23 protein-coding genes and 2 pseudogenes are annotated in these 19,633 nt (G+C 53.6%); 16 read left to right on the forward strand and 9 right to left on the reverse strand.

Going from position 1 to position 19,633, the window contains the following annotated elements; all coding sequences use genetic code 11:
* The first annotated feature begins 118 nt into the window (after positions 1-118).
* From tssI to J5M57_RS01680, 15 genes and pseudogenes are all read left to right on the forward strand, one after another.
* The gene (gene tssI, locus J5M57_RS01615) at positions 119-2,161 is read left to right on the forward strand and encodes a type VI secretion system tip protein TssI/VgrG (protein ID WP_207871952.1); all 2,043 of its coding nucleotides are present in this window, start codon (positions 119-121) and stop codon (positions 2,159-2,161) included.
* On the forward strand, positions 2,151-2,888 hold the full coding sequence (locus tag J5M57_RS01620) for a DUF4123 domain-containing protein (protein ID WP_207848941.1): 738 nt from the start codon (positions 2,151-2,153) through the stop codon (positions 2,886-2,888). The genes tssI and J5M57_RS01620 overlap by 11 nt, the downstream gene beginning before the upstream one ends.
* On the forward strand, positions 2,888-7,546 hold the full coding sequence (locus tag J5M57_RS01625; RefSeq protein WP_243435186.1) for an RHS repeat-associated core domain-containing protein: 4,659 nt from the start codon (positions 2,888-2,890) through the stop codon (positions 7,544-7,546). The genes J5M57_RS01620 and J5M57_RS01625 overlap by 1 nt, the downstream gene beginning before the upstream one ends.
* The gene (locus tag J5M57_RS01630; protein ID WP_207848939.1) at positions 7,547-7,933 is read left to right on the forward strand and encodes a hypothetical protein; all 387 of its coding nucleotides are present in this window, start codon (positions 7,547-7,549) and stop codon (positions 7,931-7,933) included.
* A gap of 208 nt (positions 7,934-8,141) precedes the next feature.
* Positions 8,142-8,909, forward strand: a pseudogene (locus J5M57_RS01635) (RHS repeat-associated core domain-containing protein); the annotation flags it as partial.
* Positions 8,909-9,199 carry a hypothetical protein gene (locus J5M57_RS01640; RefSeq protein WP_207848937.1) on the forward strand — a complete coding sequence of 97 codons (291 nt, stop codon included), beginning with the start codon at positions 8,909-8,911 and terminating at the stop codon, positions 9,197-9,199. The pseudogene J5M57_RS01635 and the gene J5M57_RS01640, both read left to right, overlap by 1 nt.
* Positions 9,200-9,567: 368 nt before the next feature.
* Positions 9,568-9,873: a hypothetical protein gene (locus J5M57_RS01645; RefSeq protein ID WP_207848936.1), complete on the forward strand. Its 306-nt coding sequence runs from the start codon at positions 9,568-9,570 to the stop codon at positions 9,871-9,873.
* A gap of 207 nt (positions 9,874-10,080) precedes the next feature.
* Positions 10,081-10,326, forward strand: coding sequence for a hypothetical protein (locus tag J5M57_RS01650; protein WP_207848935.1), 246 nt, complete (start codon positions 10,081-10,083; stop codon positions 10,324-10,326).
* Positions 10,327-10,380: 54 nt separating this feature from the next.
* Positions 10,381-10,727, forward strand: a pseudogene (locus J5M57_RS01655) (RHS repeat-associated core domain-containing protein); the annotation flags it as partial.
* A gap of 243 nt (positions 10,728-10,970) precedes the next feature.
* Entirely contained in the window at positions 10,971-11,126 is a 156-nt protein-coding gene (locus J5M57_RS28890) for an HNH/endonuclease VII fold putative polymorphic toxin (protein ID WP_347709676.1), read from the forward strand.
* Between the two features lie 10 nt (positions 11,127-11,136).
* Positions 11,137-11,523, forward strand: a complete 387-nt coding sequence (locus J5M57_RS01665; protein ID WP_207848934.1) for an Imm50 family immunity protein — start codon at positions 11,137-11,139, stop codon at positions 11,521-11,523.
* A 161-nt stretch (positions 11,524-11,684) separates the two neighbouring features.
* Positions 11,685-12,296 (forward strand): SMI1/KNR4 family protein, encoded by a 612-nt coding sequence (locus J5M57_RS01670; RefSeq protein WP_207848933.1) that lies wholly within the window; start codon positions 11,685-11,687, stop codon positions 12,294-12,296.
* Positions 12,297-12,399: 103 nt separating this feature from the next.
* Positions 12,400-12,702 carry a hypothetical protein gene (locus J5M57_RS29130; protein WP_347709564.1) on the forward strand — a complete coding sequence of 101 codons (303 nt, stop codon included), beginning with the start codon at positions 12,400-12,402 and terminating at the stop codon, positions 12,700-12,702.
* A complete protein-coding gene (locus tag J5M57_RS01675; RefSeq protein ID WP_347709563.1) occupies positions 12,614-12,808 on the forward strand; it encodes a hypothetical protein in 195 nt (64 codons plus the stop codon). The genes J5M57_RS29130 and J5M57_RS01675 overlap by 89 nt, the downstream gene beginning before the upstream one ends.
* The gene (locus J5M57_RS01680) at positions 12,801-13,298 is read left to right on the forward strand and encodes a hypothetical protein (RefSeq protein WP_207848931.1); all 498 of its coding nucleotides are present in this window, start codon (positions 12,801-12,803) and stop codon (positions 13,296-13,298) included. The genes J5M57_RS01675 and J5M57_RS01680 overlap by 8 nt, the downstream gene beginning before the upstream one ends.
* Positions 13,299-13,335: 37 nt before the next feature.
* Here J5M57_RS01680 and J5M57_RS01685 read toward each other — a convergent pair whose 3' ends face one another.
* Positions 13,336-14,148 carry a VanW family protein gene (locus tag J5M57_RS01685; protein ID WP_207848930.1) on the reverse strand — a complete coding sequence of 271 codons (813 nt, stop codon included), beginning with the start codon at positions 14,146-14,148 and terminating at the stop codon, positions 13,336-13,338.
* Positions 14,149-14,365: 217 nt separating this feature from the next.
* On the opposite strand from J5M57_RS01685, the gene J5M57_RS01690 reads away from it, so the two are divergent.
* The gene (locus J5M57_RS01690; protein WP_207848929.1) at positions 14,366-15,172 is read left to right on the forward strand and encodes a glycosyltransferase; all 807 of its coding nucleotides are present in this window, start codon (positions 14,366-14,368) and stop codon (positions 15,170-15,172) included.
* Positions 15,173-15,502: 330 nt separating this feature from the next.
* On the opposite strand, the gene J5M57_RS01695 is transcribed toward J5M57_RS01690, so the two are convergent.
* The 8 genes from J5M57_RS01695 to J5M57_RS01730 form a co-directional block, all read right to left on the reverse strand.
* On the reverse strand, positions 15,503-16,087 hold the full coding sequence (locus J5M57_RS01695; protein WP_207848951.1) for a hypothetical protein: 585 nt from the start codon (positions 16,085-16,087) through the stop codon (positions 15,503-15,505).
* Positions 16,088-16,172: 85 nt separating this feature from the next.
* The gene (locus J5M57_RS01700; RefSeq protein WP_207848928.1) at positions 16,173-16,355 is read right to left on the reverse strand and encodes a hypothetical protein; all 183 of its coding nucleotides are present in this window, start codon (positions 16,353-16,355) and stop codon (positions 16,173-16,175) included.
* 157 nt (positions 16,356-16,512) lie between these two features.
* Complete coding sequence (locus J5M57_RS01705) at positions 16,513-16,875, reverse strand: Mor transcription activator family protein (RefSeq protein WP_207848927.1); 363 nt, start codon at positions 16,873-16,875, stop codon at positions 16,513-16,515.
* Positions 16,872-17,339, reverse strand: a complete 468-nt coding sequence (locus J5M57_RS01710; protein ID WP_207848926.1) for a regulatory protein GemA — start codon at positions 17,337-17,339, stop codon at positions 16,872-16,874. Before J5M57_RS01710 ends, J5M57_RS01705 begins: the two co-directional genes overlap by 4 nt.
* Before the next feature lie 184 nt (positions 17,340-17,523).
* Positions 17,524-18,216 (reverse strand): DUF2786 domain-containing protein, encoded by a 693-nt coding sequence (locus tag J5M57_RS01715; protein ID WP_207848925.1) that lies wholly within the window; start codon positions 18,214-18,216, stop codon positions 17,524-17,526.
* Position 18,217: 1 nt separating this feature from the next.
* Positions 18,218-18,844 (reverse strand): DUF3164 family protein, encoded by a 627-nt coding sequence (locus J5M57_RS01720; protein ID WP_207848923.1) that lies wholly within the window; start codon positions 18,842-18,844, stop codon positions 18,218-18,220.
* Positions 18,831-19,316, reverse strand: a complete 486-nt coding sequence (locus J5M57_RS01725) for a hypothetical protein (protein WP_207848921.1) — start codon at positions 19,314-19,316, stop codon at positions 18,831-18,833. Before J5M57_RS01725 ends, J5M57_RS01720 begins: the two co-directional genes overlap by 14 nt.
* Positions 19,313-19,633, reverse strand: a complete 321-nt coding sequence (locus tag J5M57_RS01730; protein WP_207848920.1) for a hypothetical protein — start codon at positions 19,631-19,633, stop codon at positions 19,313-19,315. The genes J5M57_RS01725 and J5M57_RS01730 overlap by 4 nt, the downstream gene beginning before the upstream one ends.

Genomic DNA, 19,633 nt, shown 5'->3' on the forward strand with positions numbered 1-19,633 from the left:
TTACAAGCATCGACCAGCCCTGCTGGTCGATGTTGTTTACGCCCCTCCAGAATTTCGCGTGCGTTGATCCGCCTGGCGGTAGTCGACGAACGCCGCTGTACAGCACGAGGAACAAGGGATGTTCGCGCCGGCCAATGAAACCCACTTTGCCCTGACCATCGAAGGGCTCTCCGCCGATTTTCAGGTATTCACCCTGACCGGCCGGGAAGCCATCAGCCAGCCTTTTGTGTTTGAGGTGGAGCTGGTCAGTGAGCAGCCGTCGCTGGACCTCGAAACCCTGCTGCACAAACCGGCCTTCCTGCAGCTGTCGCCCGATGGCAGCGGCATCCACGGCCAGATCTATCGCGCCGCGCAAGGTGACTCGGGCAAACGCCTGACCCGTTATTCGGTGACCCTGCGCCCGCAACTGTCGTACCTGGCGCACCGCGTCAACCAACGCATCTTCCAGAACCTCACGGTGCCGAAAATCATCGGCATGGTCCTCGAAGAGCACGGCATCCAGAGCAACGCCTACGAATTCAAGACCGGTTCGATCTATCCCGAACGCATCTACTGCGTGCAATACGATGAATCGGACCTGCATTTCATCCAGCGCCTGTGCGAGGAAGAAGGTATCCACTACCACTTCCAGCACAGCGCCACGGCGCACAAGCTGGTGTTCGGCGATGACCAGACGGTGTTCCCGAAACTCAAGCCGGTGGCCTACCAGCAAGACTCCGGCATGGTCGCCAGCAACCCGGTGATCAAGCGTTTCGACCTGCGCCTGGAAACCCGCACCAGCCGCACCACGCGCCGCGACTACGACTTCGAAAAACCACGCCTGACGCTGGAAAGCGAAAACCGTGGCGACGCCCTGCCCGACCTCGAAGACTACGATTACCCGGGCCGGTTCATCGATCGCGAGCGCGGCAAGCACCTGGCCAAACGCGCCCTCGAACGCCACCGCAGCGATTTCCAGCTCGCCGAAGGCAAGAGCGACCAGCCACTGCTCGTCAGCGGCCATTTCCTCGCCCTGACCGAGCACCCGAAAGCCAAATGGAACGACCTGTGGCTGCTGACCGAAGTCCTGCACGAAGGCAAACAGCCGCAAGTGCTGGAAGAATCGGTGACCAGCGACACCACCGCGCTGAAAGACGATTTCCATCAGGGCTACCGCAACCGTTTTCAGGCGACCCCGTGGGACGTGCCGAACCGTCCACCCCTGCGTCACCCGAAACCGCGCATCCTCGGCAGTCAGAGCGCCGTGGTGACCGGCCCCAAAGGCGAAGAGATCCACTGCGACCAGTACGGCCGGGTCAAAGTGCAATTCCACTGGGACCGCGAAGGCCAGGCTGACGACAAGACCAGTTGCTGGCTGCGCGTCTCCAGCGCCTGGGCCGGCGCCCAATACGGCGGCATCGCTATCCCGCGCATCGGCATGGAAGTGCTGGTCACCTTCCTTGAAGGCGACCCCGATCAACCGCTGATCAGCGGCTGCCTGTACCACAAGGAAAACACCGTCCCCTACGCGCTGCCGGCGAACAAGACCCGTAGCACCTTCAAGACCCTGAGCTCGATGGGCGGTGGCGGTTACAACGAACTGCGCATTGAAGACAAAAAAGGTCAGGAGCAGATCTACCTGCACGCCCAGCGCGACTGGGACGAAAACATCGAGCACGACCAGAAAATCCGCGTCGGCAACGAACGCCACGACACCGTCGAGCAGAACAGCTACACCGAGTTCAAGGCCGAAGAACACCACACCGTCTACGCCGACCGCAAAGTCGAGGCCCGCGCCAACGACCACCTGACCGTGGGCGTGAACCAGCACATCAAGATCGGCACCGGCCAATTCATCGACGCCGGCCAGGAAATCCACCTGAGCAGCGGCATGAAAGTCGTGCTCGAAGCCGGCGCCGAGTTGACCCTGATCGGCGGCGGCAGCTTCATCAAGATCGACGCCGGCGGCGTGACCATGAGCGGCCCGGTGATCAACATGAACTCCGGCGGCAGCCCCGGCAGCGGCACCGGCGCCGCCCCGCTGATGCCCGGCGTGCTGAAACAAGCCGACGCCGACAAAGCCGGCCAGGTCCTGACCCCGGCCCAGATCAATACCCTCAAACGTAACGCGCCGTTCTGCGAAGAATGCGAAAAATGCAAGGCAGGTGCCTGTGCCATCTGATCGACTGACACCCAAGGACTGGCTGGCACAACAGCCGTTACAAACTGGCGAGCGCCTGTACCTGATCGTCAGCGCAGCAAGCGATGCCGACGCGCTGAAAACCCTGTACCTGACCGAACCCACCGCCCAGCTCCTGCCGATCTGGGGCGGCACGCCCTACTCCACCTGGCAACCGGTGATGCCCTACGTCACCGAACTCAAACCGAACTCGGCATTCCTGCCCTGGATCGCCGAAACCGACGCCCTCGACTGGGGCTGGCTGGCCGTCTCACGCGCCGAACCGAACGACGTGTTCGAGCACCTGCGCAGCCTGACACAAGTGAAGATGCCTGACGGGACTGAGGTGTTTTTCCGCTTCTGGGATGGCAGGCATATCTACCCGATTCTGAAGGGGCTGGGAGACAAGGCCGGAGAAGTACTGCCGGTGTTTGAGCGGTATCTGATTAACGGGCAAACGCTGGAGGTTGGGACACGGGTTTTGCCGAAGGTGAAGGATTGGCCGTGGTGGGAAGTGCCGAAGCCGTTGCTGGACAGTTTGACCAAGGAAAACCCTTCGACACTGATTGGCAATCTCCTGCAATGGCTCGAAGAAGAACGTCCGGACATATACAACGCTTGGCCAGAGAACAACCTGAAGCTGAAAGTCAGCCGTTTCGTGCGCCGCCCGGATGCGCCGAAAAACCTTAAAGAAGCACTGTTAAACCACCTGATTCTGGAGCAAGGCTGATGGATCGCGTTGCCTTTGTTGACAACCAACTGAACACCTTCAAGGACAGTCTGAAGTTGTATCAGGAACAAACCAAAACCTGGTACGCGAGAGCCGCCGACAAGGCCAGTCGAGCCGCAGACCTGCCCTCACTGCTAGGCATGGAGCGTGTGATCAAGGTTGGCGACACCAGTAAATCGGTGAGCATGACCGACGGTGATTTCTCCTCGAACGTGGCTCAGTGTCCGCTCCAGGGCCCGCTGCTGATCGAAAGTAAATTCGAGTCGGTCTACGACATCCCTGTCGGTGATATCGAAGTTGAAATCGTCGCCGTGGAAGGCGGTGCAATCAGCAAAGTCAAACTCGACGCTCAAGGCAAGGCGGCGTGGACCGGAGGTATCCCCGGCAAGTATTACCAGATCCGCGTTCACAACGAAGTGACGCCAGCGCAGATTGACACCCTCTTCAGCGCATACAGTGGCGTGACCGCAGACCTCGAAGGTTTCCTGCGTAAAGAGTGGGCAGGGTTCAAGCCACAATGGTCGAACCTTTCCACCTCGGGCACCGCGATGGCCATTGGCACCGGCATTCTTGAAGGTGGCTGGGAGGCCATCAAGGGCGTGTGGGATGGCATCAATCAGGTGCTCGATATTCTGCAGGATCCGGGAAAGTTTGCGAAAGATCTCGGCACCGGAGCAGACGAGCTGATCAAGGTTGCCAAAAGCTCGCCGGACATCATGAAAAAGGCCATGTTGCTGGCCAGTGACGAAGCCGCATTGTTTTTGCTGGTACGCAGTGCAGTGATCTGGCTGGCAGGCTTACCGCCAATGAAGATGGCTGGCGACATAGCGAAAGCGACCACGGCAATGGTCGTCGGCATCGCGATCGACATCGTGATTGGTGTGGTACTGACCATCGCGGCCGAAGGCACCGGAGTTATCTACCTCGCCGCCCGACTGAAGAAGTACGGTGAGTTGGTCATCAACGCAGTCATCGGTTTCGTGAAGTCGCTGTTCAAGATCATCAATGGCTTTATGGAGTACGTCGCGAAGTACACCGCTGTTGCGGCACGAGGCGTGGCGGCGAAGGTTAGAAACGGTATTTCGGAGTTGCGTTTTGACGGGAAGAAAAACGCAAAACTCGCGGATGGCAAAATAGCTGACGATGCGTCCAAACAGGCGAAGACTCACGCCGATAAAAGCGCAGAGCCCGCCGCCGATACCTGTACCAACGGTTGCCCGGTTTCGATGGTGACCGGTGAAGAGCTGTTGACCCTGACCGACGGCCAACTTGACGGCCTGCTGCCGTTTGAATGGACACGCCTCTACCGAACCAGTGCGGTGGAAATCGACTGTGGTCTGGGCTATGGCTGGAGTCATGCTCTGGCGCATCGCATCGAGGTCAATGGCGACGAAGTCATCTGGACCGACCACGAAAACCGCGCAACGCCCTTCCCCCTCCCAAGCGAACAACGTCCGGCAATTACCAACAGCCTGTCGAAGGCCGCGATATTTCTCGGAGACGATCCATCAGAACTGGTTCTGGCGCAGGCAGGCAAACGCCCATCGTTCTACCACTTCCGCTTCAACAGCAAAGGCGCCACCCTGATTGCCATCAGCGACAGCTATGGCAATCGGCTGCACGTTACGCGCGATATTCATGGTCGAATCAAACGCCTCGATAACGGTGCCGGTCGCGCACTGCTGCTGCGTTACGACCGCAAACACATTATCGCTGTGGACTATCAACAGTTCCTGCCAGCGGACAACCTGGAAGATGCCTGGAACACCGTTCAAACGCTGGTGACGTACAACTATGACGCACAGCACCGTCTGATCGAAGCGAAGAACGCAGCCGGCGAAGCCGAGCGTTATCGCTACAACGATCAGCACGTGATTCTGGAGCGGCAACTGGCAGGTGGCGCGGCCTTCTACTGGGAGTGGGAGAACGAAGGCAAACTGTCTCGCTGCATCCGTCACTGGGCCAATTTCTCGCAGATGGAAGCGCATTACGCCTGGGACGATAAAGGCAGCGTAACGGTAACCAACGCCGATGGCAGCGAAGAGGTCTACACCCACGACGACCATGCACGGCTGATCAGCAAGATTGATCCAGACGGCGCCGAACATCTCAAGGCGTACAACGACAAAGGCCAATTGATCGCAGAAAAGGATCCGTTGGGGGCCGTTACCGAATACCGATACGACGACAACGGACTGATGACTGCCGTCATCCCGCCGGAAGACGAAGCCACCACGTACGAATACATCAATGGTTTCGTCAGCGATGTTCATCGCGGCAAAGCCCGTTGGAAATACCAACGCAACCGTCAGGGCGACATCACCCAGCAAATCGATCCGGACGGCAATGCCACGCTGTACAGCTACGACGCCCAGGGTCGCCTGCTGGAGATCCGCCACCCCGACGGCAGCCGCCATCAACTCGGCTGGAACAACCTCGGGCAGTTACTGGAAGAGCGCCTGCCGGACGGAGGTCAACGCAAGTATCGCTACGACGCACTGGGTCGTCAGATCACCCGCCAGGAAGAGTCCGGCGCCATCACCCAATACCAGTGGGATGCGGCCAACCGTCTGGCACAAGTCACGCTGCCGGGCGGCGCAACACGTGCCTTCACCTACAACGCCTATGGCAACGTCACCGCCGAACGGGACGAACTCGGCCGTGTAACCCGCTACGAATACGCCGACAACCTGCACCTGGTAAGCCGCCGTATCAATCCGGACGGCAGCCAACTGCGCTACCGCTACGACAACTCGCGTCTGTTGCTCACTGACATCGAAAACGAGCGCGGCGAGCATTACCAGCTCGATTACTACTCGAACGGCCTGATCCAGCAGGAAACTGGCTTCGACGGTCGTCGCACGGCCTACGAATATGACCTCAACGGGCAGTTGCTAAAGAAAACCGAATTCGGCGATGACGGCAGCGAACTCGTTACCGAATACCAGCGCGATACCGCTGGCCGTCTGCTGGTAAAAACCCTCGCCGATGGCGAAGAAATTCACTACAACTACGACGCCCTGGGTCGTCTGGTAAACGTCGACGACGGCCATTGGCCACTCGCCTACAAGTACGACCTGCAAGACCGCCTCATCGAGGAACACCAAGGCTGGGGCACCCTGCGTTACGAGTACGACAGCGTCGGCCAGCTGAGCCATTGCCGCCTCCCGGATGGCAGCAAACTCGACTACCGTCACCACCCCGGCGGTCTGCTCAGCAGCATCGACCTCAACGGCTCACGTCTGACCGCTCACCAGTTCAGCGCCGGTCGCGAACAACAGCGCCAGCAAGGCTTGTTGCTCAGCCAATACCAATACGATGAACAAGGCCGCCTGCAAGCCCACACCGTCGGCCAGCGAGACAAGAACCTGTTTCAGCGTCGCTACAACTACGACGCTAACGGCAATCTCGCCGGTATCGACGACAGCCGCAAAGGCAATCGCAGCTACCACTACGACCCGCTTGATCGCCTGATCAGCGTGCGCGGCGCCACACCGGAAAGCTTCGCCCACGACCCAGCGGGTAACCTGCTGGGTCAGAACAACGAAGGCACCGCCAACCTCGCCAACGTCAAAGGCAACCGCCTGCTGATGCAGGGTGACCGCCATTACGACTATGACGCCTACGGTAACCTCGTCCGCGAACGTCGCGGCGCCGGGCAGAAACTTGTCACCGAATACCGCTACGACTGCCAGCACCGTCTCATCGGCGTCAGCCTGCCGGGTGGCAGCACCGCGTCCTACAAATACGACGCTTTCGGCCGACGCATCGAAAAAACCGTCGACGGCCAGACCACGGAGTTCCTGTGGCAAGGCGAACGACTGATCGCTGAAAGCGCCGACAACCGCTACCGCAGCTACATCTATGAGCCCGGCAGCTTCCGTCCATTGGCGATGCTCGATGGCGAAGGCCCGCGCAAAGCCACGCCGTTTTACTACCAGCTCGATCATCTGGGCACTCCGCAGGAACTCACCGACTACAGTGGCGAGATCATGTGGTCCGCGAAGTACCGCGCCTACGGTAACCTCGCTGCGCTGGACGTCAGCGAGATTGATAATCCGCTGCGCTTCCAGGGTCAGTATTTCGATGCCGAGACGGGCCTACACTACAACCGGCATCGCTACTACAATCCGAGCACTGGACGGTTTTTGACGCCGGACCCGATCAAGCTTGCAGGCGGTTTGAATAGCTACCAGTACGTGCCTAACCCTACGGGGTGGGTGGATCCTTTGGGGTTGAGCGGTAACTGCCCTGACGCAGATAAAAAGCTACCGCAAGGTGGAACCCCTGGGTCTACTTCGGGAAACACAGTCAAAGATGCTGGACCTTCTGCTCCCCCAGAACCACCGCCTATCGGTCAGGGATATCACAATGAGGTTTATGGAAGTAAGCCAGTAAAACCACAAGATGCTGTAAAACGATGGGAAGATTTCTTAGGTGAGGGGCCGTATACAAATATTCATCCTAGGACTGGGTTACCAGACAACGATAGAATTGTATCTGCCGACGGCAAGAGAAGTATTCGGTATGGCAGCCACGAAATGAATAGCAAACCGAATAAACATCATTACCATGAAGAAACTTGGACATTAGATCTAATAAATAATGTAATGAATGTCGACAACACAGTAATACGGGTTCCACTGGGAGCAAAATAGATGAACATTACGATATCAAGCATAATCAAAAGCACAGCCAACGAAATACTTGTCGAGTATTCAACACCCTATGGGAAAGGCTTTTCAGTATTTATTGGCTCACCCCCTAAAGAAAATCAAATATATGACGTCGAAATCAATATCGATGATAATTTTATTTGGGGAGAAAACCTGACCCCCTCCAAAAAAAACATCCCTTCGATATCATTCGACATATGCCACACATACATCACAGCAGAGTTAATCGTTATTGAGGAAGACGGTTGTGGAGTATTAAAAATGGGAGAATCAATAATACTAATCTCACTTGAGCAAACGAAACAAAGACTCCCGATATTCGTAGATATAATTGCAAAAAAAACCTTCCTCCACCCAACCAACATATGAAAAAATAAAATAACACCAATTTTTTAAATAAAATGTAGCCGACCCTCTGAACAACCTCCACCCTATCGCTATCGAAATTTTACACCTAAACAAACCAAGTATAAATAATAGAAATTTCGAACTCGTGACACATTGACTCTCGAATGAAAATCAGCATAAAACTTAAAGCAAAGTGCGGGATAAAGGGGACAGATTTATTTTAATATCGGCAATGCTTGATGGCGAAGGCCCATATAAAGCTAAGCCGTTCTACTATCAGTTTTATCAACTTGGGATACCGCAAGAACTCACTGATTAAAGCGGCGAGATCATGTGGTCCGCGAAGTACCGCGCCTACGGCAACCTCGCTGCGTTGGACGTCAGCGAGATTGATAACCCGCTGCGCTTCCAAGGTCAGTATTTCGATGCCGAGACGGGCCTACACTACAACCGGCATCGCTACTACAATCCGAGCACTGGACGGTTTTTGACGCCGGACCCGATAAAGCTTGCGGGCGGATTGAACAACTACCAGTACGTGCCTAAACCTACGGGGTGGGTGGATCCGTTAGGGCTGAATAGTGAGTGCCCAAAGAAAAAATCAAAATCTACCGGTAATGTCGGTAACCCTACAGAAAAAGCGAGAGCCAATGAAGGCGGACCTACCGCCCCTGCTCCCGCACCACACGGAGAAAGCACAACTCGAGTCCGGCATTACACCAACAGAAAGGGCTCTACTGGCATCGAGAATGATGGTGTAATCCAAGCGCAGGATAACAATCGTGTCTACGTAGAACCTGCCAATAAAAAGCCTTTGAGCCAACTCGAGGCTGAAGATAAGTATCAAATTGGCAGAGGGCGCGGCAGTGATTACATCGAAACAGATGTGCCCGACTCTCAACTTGAATGGGGCAAGAACCCTAGATACGTCACAATGGAGCTTACGATCATAGGAAATGTGACGCTCGAAAACCCCACATTTAATCGGCGGAAATAATGTTAGAAACCAACAAAAAAATAGTACTTAACGGAGAAGATGCTCTCGAAGTCCTTGCAGATATCGAGTTCATATTAATTTCACTGCACAAGATGGGCAGCTATTACTCCGATAAACCAATCGAAGACTACCAAAAAGCCACCACTGATTTCATTGATAACGAAGGAGTAACCCAACGCCTTGCCAAAATAAGAAAAATCATAAGCAAGAATTTTGATTCAACACTTGGAGATGATGATATGGATGACATTGAGCGCCACATGGAAGGGATTAAATTTTGGAAACACTAACTTAGTTTTCAAACATATAAATCTCAACGGATTTTGCTTATATAGATGCAATCCGCGCCCGCCTGACGCTTACAGTTTCTGGACAGCGGTTAAAGGGAACAGTTTTATTTTCCACTGCCCCCGAAGATAATGAAAAAATTTTTCGCCCTTTTGCTATATTTCAATCTGCGACCAATTAAAAACCCTAGAATAAAAAATATGACAGATTTATTTTTCGCTCAATTCAGATCGGCGAAGAAATACGCAAAAATAAATACGCCCCCTTTTACTCCGGTATACGAGGGTGAAGCTGAGTGCGAACACCATTCATGGACATCCAATATCTGAAGACGCCTTCAAAAAATCAACCAAGAAGAAAAAAATAAGCCATGAACATTCAGAAGATAATCACGCTCGGCGGTAAAATAACTCTCGATGATATCTCCAACCTAGTTGGATCCGACATCACACTTATAATCGACGAATTGAAGGAAGATCTTTTACAGGCATCACTGCCACTCGAGCAAATAATAGATATTGGATGGTACCCAGAATTCAGCGAAGATGGCTCCTTTAGAACTTCACTAATCTCAAATCAAAACTGGGAGTCGCCCATTTACAGCGAAAATGCTAAAACCTGGGTAGAACTTGATAAAGTACTAGAAAAAACTCTGAGCAAAATAAAAATGGCGTAAGGCATTTAAAAAATGAGTTATTTCGACGAAGAACTTGAAAAATAGCTATCGGACTCCAATATCAACTTCGAAAAACTGAAAAGCGAAGCGCACGTCAATTTTATCTTAAATATCAACAAAGCATTTCCATTTTCCGGATCAAAGATCGCCTGGGGCTCATTCCCCAACAGCTTGAGCTACATTAGAAATGATGCGGATCAAGCCTTTATGGATATCACCAATAAAATAACCGATCTCAACATCTCCGAAATAATTTTTATTGGCGACTCTCTCACTGAGAACTCATACAAGATAAGAGTTGTCAACCTCAAAAAAACCTTCTGGTTATTTTCGGAGATTCCTCAACACACTTATTTTTTCTCAGGCGACCTTGGAGTCATTGGCTGTATTAGTAGCGAAGGCGAAATTAATTTTTGTGAGACGCCTCGTAACACTCAGGCAACGGAGTCGTGACCTCTGGGACGACAAAGGGTACGGGGCAAAGGGCACAGATCTATTTTAATATCGGCAATGCTTGATGGCGAAGGCCCACGTAAAGCTAGGCCTTTCTACTATCAGTTTGATCAACTTGGGACACCGCAAGAACTCACTGATTAAAGCGGCGAGATCATGTGGTCCGCGAAGTACCGTGCCTACGGTAACCTCGCTGCGCTGGACGTCAGGGAGATTGATAATCTTCTGCGCTTCCAATGTCAGTATTTCAATGCCGAGACAGGGTTACATTACAACCGGAACCGCTACTACAATCAAAGTAGTAGACAGTTTTTGGCGTCGGATCCGATCCTACTTATCGGTGGGTTGAACAGCTGTACGTACCTAACCCCGTAGGTTGGATTGACCCGCGGGGTTTGACTGGATGGACCGAGCAAAAGAAACTCAAAAGGGGTGATAAACTCTATGAATTCCGAAGAGCCGCCTTCCAAGACGCAAACATGATGCGAAAATTACAACGACAACAGAACCAACTGACGTGAAACGGATCGCTCTTACCAAGGAGGCTCCTAATGGGGGTACCGATTTCGTACGTGGTGCTCAAGGCAATACCGTGATGACGAGAGAGTACCATTATAGAAATCATTGACAATGAACGCGTCGTCATCCAGGAACACTCGCATGGGCACGAAGAATATCCTTCTACACATGCATCGCGCAAACCACACTTTAATGTTAGAGAATACAACCCCGAAACTGGAAATGCTGATCGAACCAAAACACTCCTTCTAAGAAGTGTGGCCAATCATTACGTATTTTGAGTGATCTAAAATGTGGACATCATCAATATCGAACAAAAAACAGTGGACATCTATTTTCGGAGAAACATATTCCCCCTCAAGCATGCGTACGTCTTACGTCATGCTGGACGGAAACTCTATATGCTTAAAATTATCCAGCAAAATAGAGCAAACAGCTCCTAAAAAGTGGCTGGAAAAGAATTACAATGAATATGAATTTCAGCTCTACATAATAGACATAGAAAAATTTAACGTAGAAAACTTCAACTTTAGCGGCACCACCACCTTAAAAATCGAGAAAGAAAACTCAAATTATAAAGTCACAATCAAATTTGAAAATAATTGTATAGCCATATGCCAAGCAAAAAACATCACTGTAGCCAATATTACGGCATACAACAATGACGACGCCGTGTAGCGCAACGCGCTCACTCGATGACTACTCAAACGGACTGATCCAACAGGAAACTGGCTTCGACGGTCGTCGCACGGCCTGAGAGTACGACCTCAATGGGCAGTTGCTGAAGAAAATTGAATTCGGCGACGACGGCAGTGCGTTGGTGACCGAGTATCAGCGCGATGCCTCTGGCCGCTTGCTGGTCAAAGGAATATCATAAAGAACTTCACGACACCATTGAAGACGGTGACAGCTTCAGGAATGACCCAAAGCTAGAATTACAGTATGCAAAATTTAGAAAAGCATATTGGAAAGAACGAGTCAAAGACTTTGAGCGAGCAAAAATCATGTACAACTATCAATATTTGATAACAAAGCTCGAAAACTCCGACGAAGAAACTTTCTGGCTCGGCCCTGCCACTACTGAGCAAATTAGAAAACTCGAAACCATTTTAGGTTTAAAGCTACCTGAAGATTTCGTTGATTTCTTGAGTGTATGCGGTGGCGGAGGAGCAGCCGGCTCAGAGATATGCGGAATTGAGAACAATGATGCGACATTAGATAATGGCGGGAATGTAAGTTACAGCACCGCGTACTGCCGAACCGAGTTTGAACTACCTAGTAACTTTGCCGTCATCTACTTAAAAGATGACGAAATTTGCTGGGCAATTGATTGCGAACCCACGGGGAACGGACAGATCATTAGCTACGATCTATTTAAGAAAAAACAGTCCAAAAAAATAGCAGACAACTTCTATTCATTCTTTGAAGAATACGTCGAACTTAGAACCTAAGTTTTCAACCATGAGCTATCTGATAAGGAGCGGGGGCATTCTACATTCGATTTTATAGGTGTGGTCTACCCCCTATTACTCTGCCATAACCAGGAACAACGCCATGATATTTAAATCATCAGAAAAGCTTACCGATCCTCGCTTTGTTGGATATAGAAGTCTCGGCTTTGGGCGAAACATTAACCTTGCAACCAAAAAAATCGAATTAACTATAAATCTTAGCGATATCCCAGAGCATTCCTTAAAGCAAGCTAACCCCAGAAACCCCCGACTCCGCACCTGGAAAATGGACAAAGATGGGATTCAACACTTGCCGCATTGGCTTGAGCTGCAACGGAGCCAAGGAATTATTCTTAAAAAACATACCTACTCAAGAGAGCCTCACTATCAGAATAGAGAAGATTGACGAGTATTTTTTTATCCGCGCAGAAAATGAAAACTCTCTATTAGAGTTCAAAACAAAATACCCATTACTTTGTGGCCCTTCTGTTTACATGAGCACCCATGAATAAACATCAAATCACACTCGCCAACAACTGGACCGCCACCTTCGAAAACAACGGTGAGTTCCGCATGGGAGCCGAAGGCTGGAGCTTGCTCCTGCAAGGGCCTGACGGCAGAAATATCAGTTACTTCTCGGACCAGATCATTTTGGTCAACGATGACGACGGCGCCCAGGCTAACTCGTGCATTCGCCTATCCAGCGATGGTGTTTACGGTTATTTGAGTACAGCCGTTGATAGCTGCTGGGTCATCGATTTTTCGCGGTGCATGATCGCCCCGCACCGAGTTAGCATCCATCACTACCATGACGCCTACGACGTAAGCGTGGCAGCTTACGAACAACCGGCCTTCAAGCGTGCGAGGCAATATATCAGTGTGGTTGGAAGGTACGTCTATCTGACCTTCCCGCTTACCAAAGATGAAGACTTCCCCAAGGTATGGGAAGAGTATCTGTCCATACGCAAACGCCAACTGGATGAGCTCTATTTCAGAAACTGACCAGTGGGCGCCAATATCATGTTGCGATTGGCGCGCCCTACCCGATCAACTCGTCCGCCACCTCATACTTAACCACCACCCGATTTCGATACAACCTCACCCTCTCCACCAATTCCCCCACCTGCCCCTTCTCCCGCACCTCCCGCCAGATCTCATTCTCCCGATACACCCGCTCCCCCTCCCGCACAAACCGGTGCTTTTCCTGAAACACGTGATACCGATACGCCCGCACCTGATCGCACAGCAACTCACCCTCCAACTGCGTCTGCCCCACGTTCAACTTCAACTGAAAAGTCCGATCCGTCGGGTTATGCAGCACCAGATCAACGTAGTTATAGAAAATCGCCGCGCCGGAACCGAATGGCAGCACTCGCCCCTCGTCCGGAAACGGGTCGAAGCTGTGGTTGGAGCGCTCGACCACCACCAGCGGTGAATGAATGGCCATCCAGTGGATCAGGTTGCTCAGTTGGCAGATTCCGCCGCCGATACCGCTTCGCGCTTCGCCGAAGGACAATTCCATGCCTTCGACGTAGCCGCGTTTGCGGGTGGGGCGGCCAACGAGGCGGCAGAAGGAGAAGTGTTCGCCGGGGGCGATGATGAGGCCGTCGATGGCGGCGACGGCGAGTTTGAGGTTGATGACTTTGTTGTGTTGCAGGGCGAGGTCGAAGTCGCCGAGTTTGCGGATGAGTTTCGAGGTGTGTTTCAGGTAGCGAAATGGCAGACGGTCAGCGCCGGCAACAAGGCGCGCGTAGCGTTTGCTGGAGCAGTGCCAGGCGATCTGGCGGAACAGTCTTTTTTGCCACACGCGCAGCCAGTACAGGGCCGGGTGGTAGAGGGAGAGTGGTTTCATCCGTGATTCTACGGCGGGCGCCGTTTGTTCCTTGAAGCGTGAAAAGAGGCGCGCAGTTTAGCGTGTGGGCCAGCTTCCGTCGTGCCTGAGATGTCTTGGCTCGACACACTTCGACTCACTTGCTGAACGGCAAATTAAGTTTCAACTAAGCTTGCGTCGCTAGCATCCCGGCTCGACAGACACTTGCCGTCGATCAACCGTGGATGAGCTTCCCGACATGAGCCAGTTTGATTTACCAGCCGTTACGCAGCCGAATTTCAGTCTTGTATTGGTAAATTACAAAACCCCGGACATCACCCGCATGTGCCTGGAGCTGTTGCGCCAGCACGTTCAGGCACAACGCATTCCGGTATGGGTGGTGGACAATGATTCGGCGGATGCCAGCCTCGATTACTTGCGCTCGCTGGACTGGATCAATTTGATCGAACGTCCCTCCCCCGGCAAAGAAGCCGGGCATATTGCCCATGGCAAGGCGCTGGACATGGCGCTGGAGAAAGTTGAAACCGACTATCTGTTTCTGCTGCACACCGACACCTTTGTCTATGACAAGGAAGTCTTTGTGATGATGCTGAATGAGTGCACGAAGACTTCAGGGATCGCCGCAGTCGGGTGTGTCGAACAGATTAATCGTGGAGTGTTGAGAGACACCTGGCGATTAACTTCGCGCTTTTGCAAACATTATGTCCGTCGGGCCAAAACCTCATTGGGTTTACGCAGCAAAGAGCCGAAACCTTATCGGGAAACTCATCTCAAGAGTTTCTGCACGTTGTGGAACGCCAAGTTGATGAAGTCCCACGGACTGCACTTTTGCATGGATGACCGAGTACCCGGTTATACCCTGCAGGATCAAATGACAGCGTTGGGCTACGGGATCAAGCTGCTGGCGCCGCGCAAGATTTTCCGCTATCTGGATCACATCCAGGCAGGAACCGTCGCAGCTGCCGGCACCTACGGCAAAAACCACCGCCGGACCAGAATGTACGAGGCCACCCTCAAACGCTTTCAGGGGCAGGCATCGGCTTGATCGCGAACACAAAAAAAGGGCGACTTCAAAGTCGCCCTTTTTTTATCTGAAATTGTATACATCCGCTCCGAAGAGGTGTTCGCCCAGTGTAATGGCCTGGCAATCCATGCACCGGTAAAGAGCCCTGACACTGGGCGAACGGGAAGGATTTTAATAGAAGTTGGCAGATATGTCGTCGTACACAAATGTAAATTTTATGTACGAAGAAGTTAATAGATATTTATCGACGATTACCTTTCATAAAACTTTCGACGCAAGGCACAACACCTTTCAGATGATTGTTCTCATACAATAATCTGTACAAGAACAACCCTCTTGTAGAGTTAATGCTCAACTTTCATGCTGACTGGTCACTTTTAATACATCGGTATAAGTGACAACTACGCTCTGCCCGACTTTCAGATCTTTCAGCTTGGCTTGGATTTCCGGCTTCTTCACGTCGAAGATTTTCGACTGTCCCTGAGGGTTCTCCAGGGTGACCTGATTATTCTTCAAATCAATTTTGGTGATTTTCAGCTGCACCTGAATCTGCCGGTACGCTTCACCACCCGGGTTTTCACTGCCCGGCGCATTGCGCAGTTCGCCCGTACGCTCGACGGTGCCAGGCAGACCTTTATCCACATCGGTGTCGAGGTAAGCGGCGACAGAACGTTGAACTTCGAGTTTCACCAGGTCGCCGACCTTGAGATTGTCGAGGTTTTTCGCCTTGTCGCTCAGCTGAACATGGACTTGGCGACCTTCAGCACCTTCGAGCACGACCTGATGGTTGGCCGCGTCGACGACCAGCACTTTGGTGGTGACCTGATCGGCCTCGACGGTGGCGGACAGCGGAATATCGGCCGCCATGGCGCCGAAGCTGGTGGCGGACAATACGGTTGTGAGGGTGATGGCCTTGGCCAGAGCGCGAAGCTTCATAAGCGGTACTTTCCCTGTAATGAGTGGCAGCAACCGGCACCAACGTGTGTATGGCGCCGGAGGTGCCACTGAGCATAGACGGTGCTCAGGGCTTGGCTTTTGTTTGTGATGCGGCGGTCTCTTGCGCGGTGGATTCGCCGCTGGCGGTGCCTTTGCTGCTGTCCTCGCGCTGTTTGGGGTCGGTCGGGCGCAGGGCGTCGTTGTCGCGCTCGGTTTCTCCCGGTGGCCGCGGTTGGTCAGGGTGTTCGCTGGGGGGGACGGGTTTCATGGTGGGCTCCTCAGGCTTCAGGGTCGTCCAGTTGTTCAGGACTGAGATAAATACCAAGGGGAACGTGAGATAAACCTGGGCCATTCCGGGATAGGCTGGCACAGGTTGGGATGGTTTGTGTAATTCCGTTGCAGTGGGCGCAATAAAGACGCCCCGCTTAATCGTCTGTGAGCGGGGCAAACATATCGACCTGGCGGCGAGCCATCTCCTCCTTTCGGACGGCTTTGACGATCTTGTAAATCCACTGAATCGAAACGCCATACGTGCGAGCCAGGTCGCTGTGATTGGAGCCGTTGAATTCGTCGTAGATCTGGCGATCCCGACGACTCACCTTGACCGACAACCCCATGGGGAAATAAACGTTCTGACCTCCCCAGTGAGCCGCCATGCGGTCAGCGATTTCCTGCGCGACGTGGCGAGCGCGAGGCTCCTCCATCATCACCAGCTCACAGAGCGCGACCGCGATGTGTTCGGTGAGGTCTATCAGCAGTTCAGGCCCCTTGCTTCTGATTTCGCTCATACATCCCCCCTCACGGCAGCACTGGCCCGCGCAACGCGCAGGTGCCATTGTTTCAAGTTCTCGATCACCCGGCTGGCCTGCGCGGCGGTGAGCCATTGCAAGGCCGCAACGCCGGTCATGTTCAGCACAAACTTTGCCAGCGCTTCCTCGGATGAATCGCGAACCGCGCCAAGCCCGTGTAGCGTCAGCCACATTGACCGTATTTTCTTGGACTGCCCGTCGGCCGCCTTCGGGCGTTGACTCGCTGCTTTTGGACGGACTGTGAAGCCGCGCTGCTTGAGCTGTTCCAAAACCCGCTGAAGGTTTGGAACGCTCAAGTCTGCGGAAGACGTCGCGCCGTCCAATCCAGTCATGCCGGCCAACATCAGGCGGAACGTGTCGTCATCCATGCGCAGCTCGCGCCGGGCGACGTGGATCAGCTTGATCAGAGACAGGCGGGCCAAATCAGCAGGCGCTTTTTTCACTGCGCACCCCCTGACCGTGGCCGTGTGGTGATCTGACGGTCATCGCGTGAGTGGTACAGCCGCTGCCGGGCCCGGCTGCATTCGGTGTGATTGCCGACAACGCGAGGCCGTTGGCATTGATCGCAGATCGCTTGGAACTCCATAACACCAGACTTGAGTTTCCCTGTGCTTGTAGTCGCCATTCTCAAACCCCCGCCGTCAGACGTGCGCGGGGCTGGTGACTCACAGCCTGGTGCAATTGAGCCGACTTGCCCGCCATGTAGCCTGCTGACACGGCACCTTCGTCCCTGGACTTGAGTTTGCGGCGTTTGAGTTCAGTGGTTTCCACATCCGGGTGATGTTTGTCCATGAACGCTTCGATGGCTTCGGCGACGTTGTCATCTACGCCCGCGAACTCATCAACCTTTTCGTAGACCGCATCAATCCAGCCATTGGCGAAGTGATCTCCCCTCGCAACCTTCGTGGAGCGCTTGCACCGCTTCTGCTTTGGAAGAGAGAGAAACTCACGACGTGCCTTTTGAAGTTGTCGCACCAGTACTTCATAGGCGTAACCGGTCAGCTCGGGCGCTGCTGCGCACCCCACGAACAAGAATCCGCCGCCGTGCCACCCATGAGTAATAAGCACCCGTGTACCGAATGCGTGGGCGCACACTTGAGCCAGTCGCACGCGCCAAGTGGGCGGCACGCCGTCCGAACCGGCGGCGATTTTGACCTCGCAAGCCATGCTGGCTAAAACGTCGCCCATTTCGAGGTTGTACAGCTCCATCAATTTATGGGCCTGACGCAGTGCTATCTCAGCTTCGTTCGGGTTGCTGGTTTTAGACTTCGCCATCTCCAGGCATTTTTTGATTTTTTCGAGCGTGCGGTTGTTATCCACGTCACACCCCTGCCAAATCAAGTGGAATGGCTTCGTACCGATCCGTGTCGCCAACGCGCTTGTAAAAACGGATGTAACTCCGGCTGCCCGCGACCTGAATCGCATCGCCGATAGCCTCCATCGCCTTTTTCCAACGCGGGTCGTCGATTTCGTGGCGGCGTAACGACAGAATTCGAGCCGTCCGTAACTCCCCGTTACGGTCGGCCCGGAATGCGTCATTGATCAGGACTTTGACGCCTGGGTGCGAGTTGGCCGTCCATTCATGCGCGCATTCATCGAGCAACGCCTTGGCTGACTGGAGGTGTTCGTTGAACTCGATCTGATCCTGGTTGGCCCGCATCAGCTTGTAGCGCCCATCGAAACTGATCAGGGTCAGATTGCCCTTCGTGCCACGCGAAACGACGCCGTACTGTTCTTTGCTGATCTGTAGCAGCGCGTCAATTTCACCGAAAACCTGCGCCTTGAATTTGAGCAACATCGCGCTGATGGCCATGGCCTGGTCGACGGCTTCGATCACCACCTTGTCGCGTAACAGATCCGTAGGCTTGATGGAGGCCTCGGGCACCATTCGCCCGAGCGCGTCGACGCGGTAACCGGCCGGGACTTGCAAAGCGTCATTGTTGGTCATTGTTTTTATCCTTCAGAATTTGGCGGAGCTGTTCAGCCGCACGCCGGCAAGTTTCATCAGCGCCCAAGCCGCCGACCTGTACGACCACACGCTCAGCACCGCCGGATTTGTCGGTAACGGTGACTAGCCAATCGCTGACCCGGTTGTAGCCAATCTCCAGCCACAGGAAAGGCATCGCCGAGTGCGCCTGGTCGAAGGCGTCCAACAGTTCAGCCTGACGTACAACGCGTTCACCGGATCGAAGGTCGAGAGCGGTCAGTGCCCTGCGAAGATGCCGGCCGGCATCGTAAAACCGGCTTTCTGCTATTGCGGCGCTGGCCGCCGCCAGATGCTCAGCCGGCGCGGATGGGCGGTGGACATGCTCCAGCACCGTTGAAACGTGATTCATGGCGTCTTTCCACGACATGGTCGGCAGCTCCGTCCATACCGCGTCTTGCAGGGCCTCAATCGAGGCGTTCAGGGACTGGCTCATTTGTCCTGCTCCTTTACCCGCGTGAACCAAACAACGCCGACGCCACGGATCGATGCGGTATTGCGTGCAAGCCGGCCTTCGGCGTGGCACCGCATGCTCCGAAGTTCATGCCCAAAGCGGCGTGACAGCAGATCAAGGCTGTCGGGATCTACAAAAATCTTGTTGTCTGCAAGCACCAACGCCTTGATGACGATTCCCGCCTCGCGCATATCGCGGGTCAGATCGTTGAACGCCGCCAGTTTCTTGGGGAATTCTTCGGCAAGGATGCTCAGCGGCTGGGCCGGAGCCGGGGCTGGTACGAGATAGAGTGCGGCCAT

The organism is Pseudomonas sp. 86_A (genome assembly GCF_017491705.1).
Taxonomy (GTDB): domain Bacteria; phylum Pseudomonadota; class Gammaproteobacteria; order Pseudomonadales; family Pseudomonadaceae; genus Aquipseudomonas; species Aquipseudomonas koreensis.

What these genes read in the sequence shown, in the direction of transcription:
- tssI (WP_207871952.1), top strand. Translation starts at nt 119, where the DNA reads ATGTTCGCGCCGGCCAATGAAACCCACTTTGCCCTGACCATCGAAGGG.
- J5M57_RS01625 (WP_243435186.1), top strand. Translation starts at nt 2,888, where the DNA reads ATGGATCGCGTTGCCTTTGTTGACAACCAACTGAACACCTTCAAGGAC.
- J5M57_RS01630 (WP_207848939.1), top strand. Translation starts at nt 7,547, where the DNA reads ATGAACATTACGATATCAAGCATAATCAAAAGCACAGCCAACGAAATA.
- J5M57_RS01640 (WP_207848937.1), top strand. Translation starts at nt 8,909, where the DNA reads ATGTTAGAAACCAACAAAAAAATAGTACTTAACGGAGAAGATGCTCTC.
- J5M57_RS01645 (WP_207848936.1), top strand. Translation starts at nt 9,568, where the DNA reads ATGAACATTCAGAAGATAATCACGCTCGGCGGTAAAATAACTCTCGAT.
- J5M57_RS01650 (WP_207848935.1), top strand. Translation starts at nt 10,081, where the DNA reads ATGGATATCACCAATAAAATAACCGATCTCAACATCTCCGAAATAATT.
- J5M57_RS01665 (WP_207848934.1), top strand. Translation starts at nt 11,137, where the DNA reads ATGTGGACATCATCAATATCGAACAAAAAACAGTGGACATCTATTTTC.
- J5M57_RS01670 (WP_207848933.1), top strand. Translation starts at nt 11,685, where the DNA reads ATGCCTCTGGCCGCTTGCTGGTCAAAGGAATATCATAAAGAACTTCAC.
- J5M57_RS29130 (WP_347709564.1), top strand. Translation starts at nt 12,400, where the DNA reads ATGATATTTAAATCATCAGAAAAGCTTACCGATCCTCGCTTTGTTGGA.
- J5M57_RS01680 (WP_207848931.1), top strand. Translation starts at nt 12,801, where the DNA reads ATGAATAAACATCAAATCACACTCGCCAACAACTGGACCGCCACCTTC.
- J5M57_RS01685 (WP_207848930.1), bottom strand. Translation starts at nt 14,148, where the DNA reads ATGAAACCACTCTCCCTCTACCACCCGGCCCTGTACTGGCTGCGCGTG.
- J5M57_RS01690 (WP_207848929.1), top strand. Translation starts at nt 14,366, where the DNA reads ATGAGCCAGTTTGATTTACCAGCCGTTACGCAGCCGAATTTCAGTCTT.
- J5M57_RS01695 (WP_207848951.1), bottom strand. Translation starts at nt 16,087, where the DNA reads ATGAAGCTTCGCGCTCTGGCCAAGGCCATCACCCTCACAACCGTATTG.
- J5M57_RS01700 (WP_207848928.1), bottom strand. Translation starts at nt 16,355, where the DNA reads ATGAAACCCGTCCCCCCCAGCGAACACCCTGACCAACCGCGGCCACCG.
- J5M57_RS01705 (WP_207848927.1), bottom strand. Translation starts at nt 16,875, where the DNA reads ATGAGCGAAATCAGAAGCAAGGGGCCTGAACTGCTGATAGACCTCACC.
- J5M57_RS01720 (WP_207848923.1), bottom strand. Translation starts at nt 18,844, where the DNA reads ATGACCAACAATGACGCTTTGCAAGTCCCGGCCGGTTACCGCGTCGAC.
- J5M57_RS01725 (WP_207848921.1), bottom strand. Translation starts at nt 19,316, where the DNA reads ATGAGCCAGTCCCTGAACGCCTCGATTGAGGCCCTGCAAGACGCGGTA.
- J5M57_RS01730 (WP_207848920.1), bottom strand. Translation starts at nt 19,633, where the DNA reads ATGGCCGCACTCTATCTCGTACCAGCCCCGGCTCCGGCCCAGCCGCTG.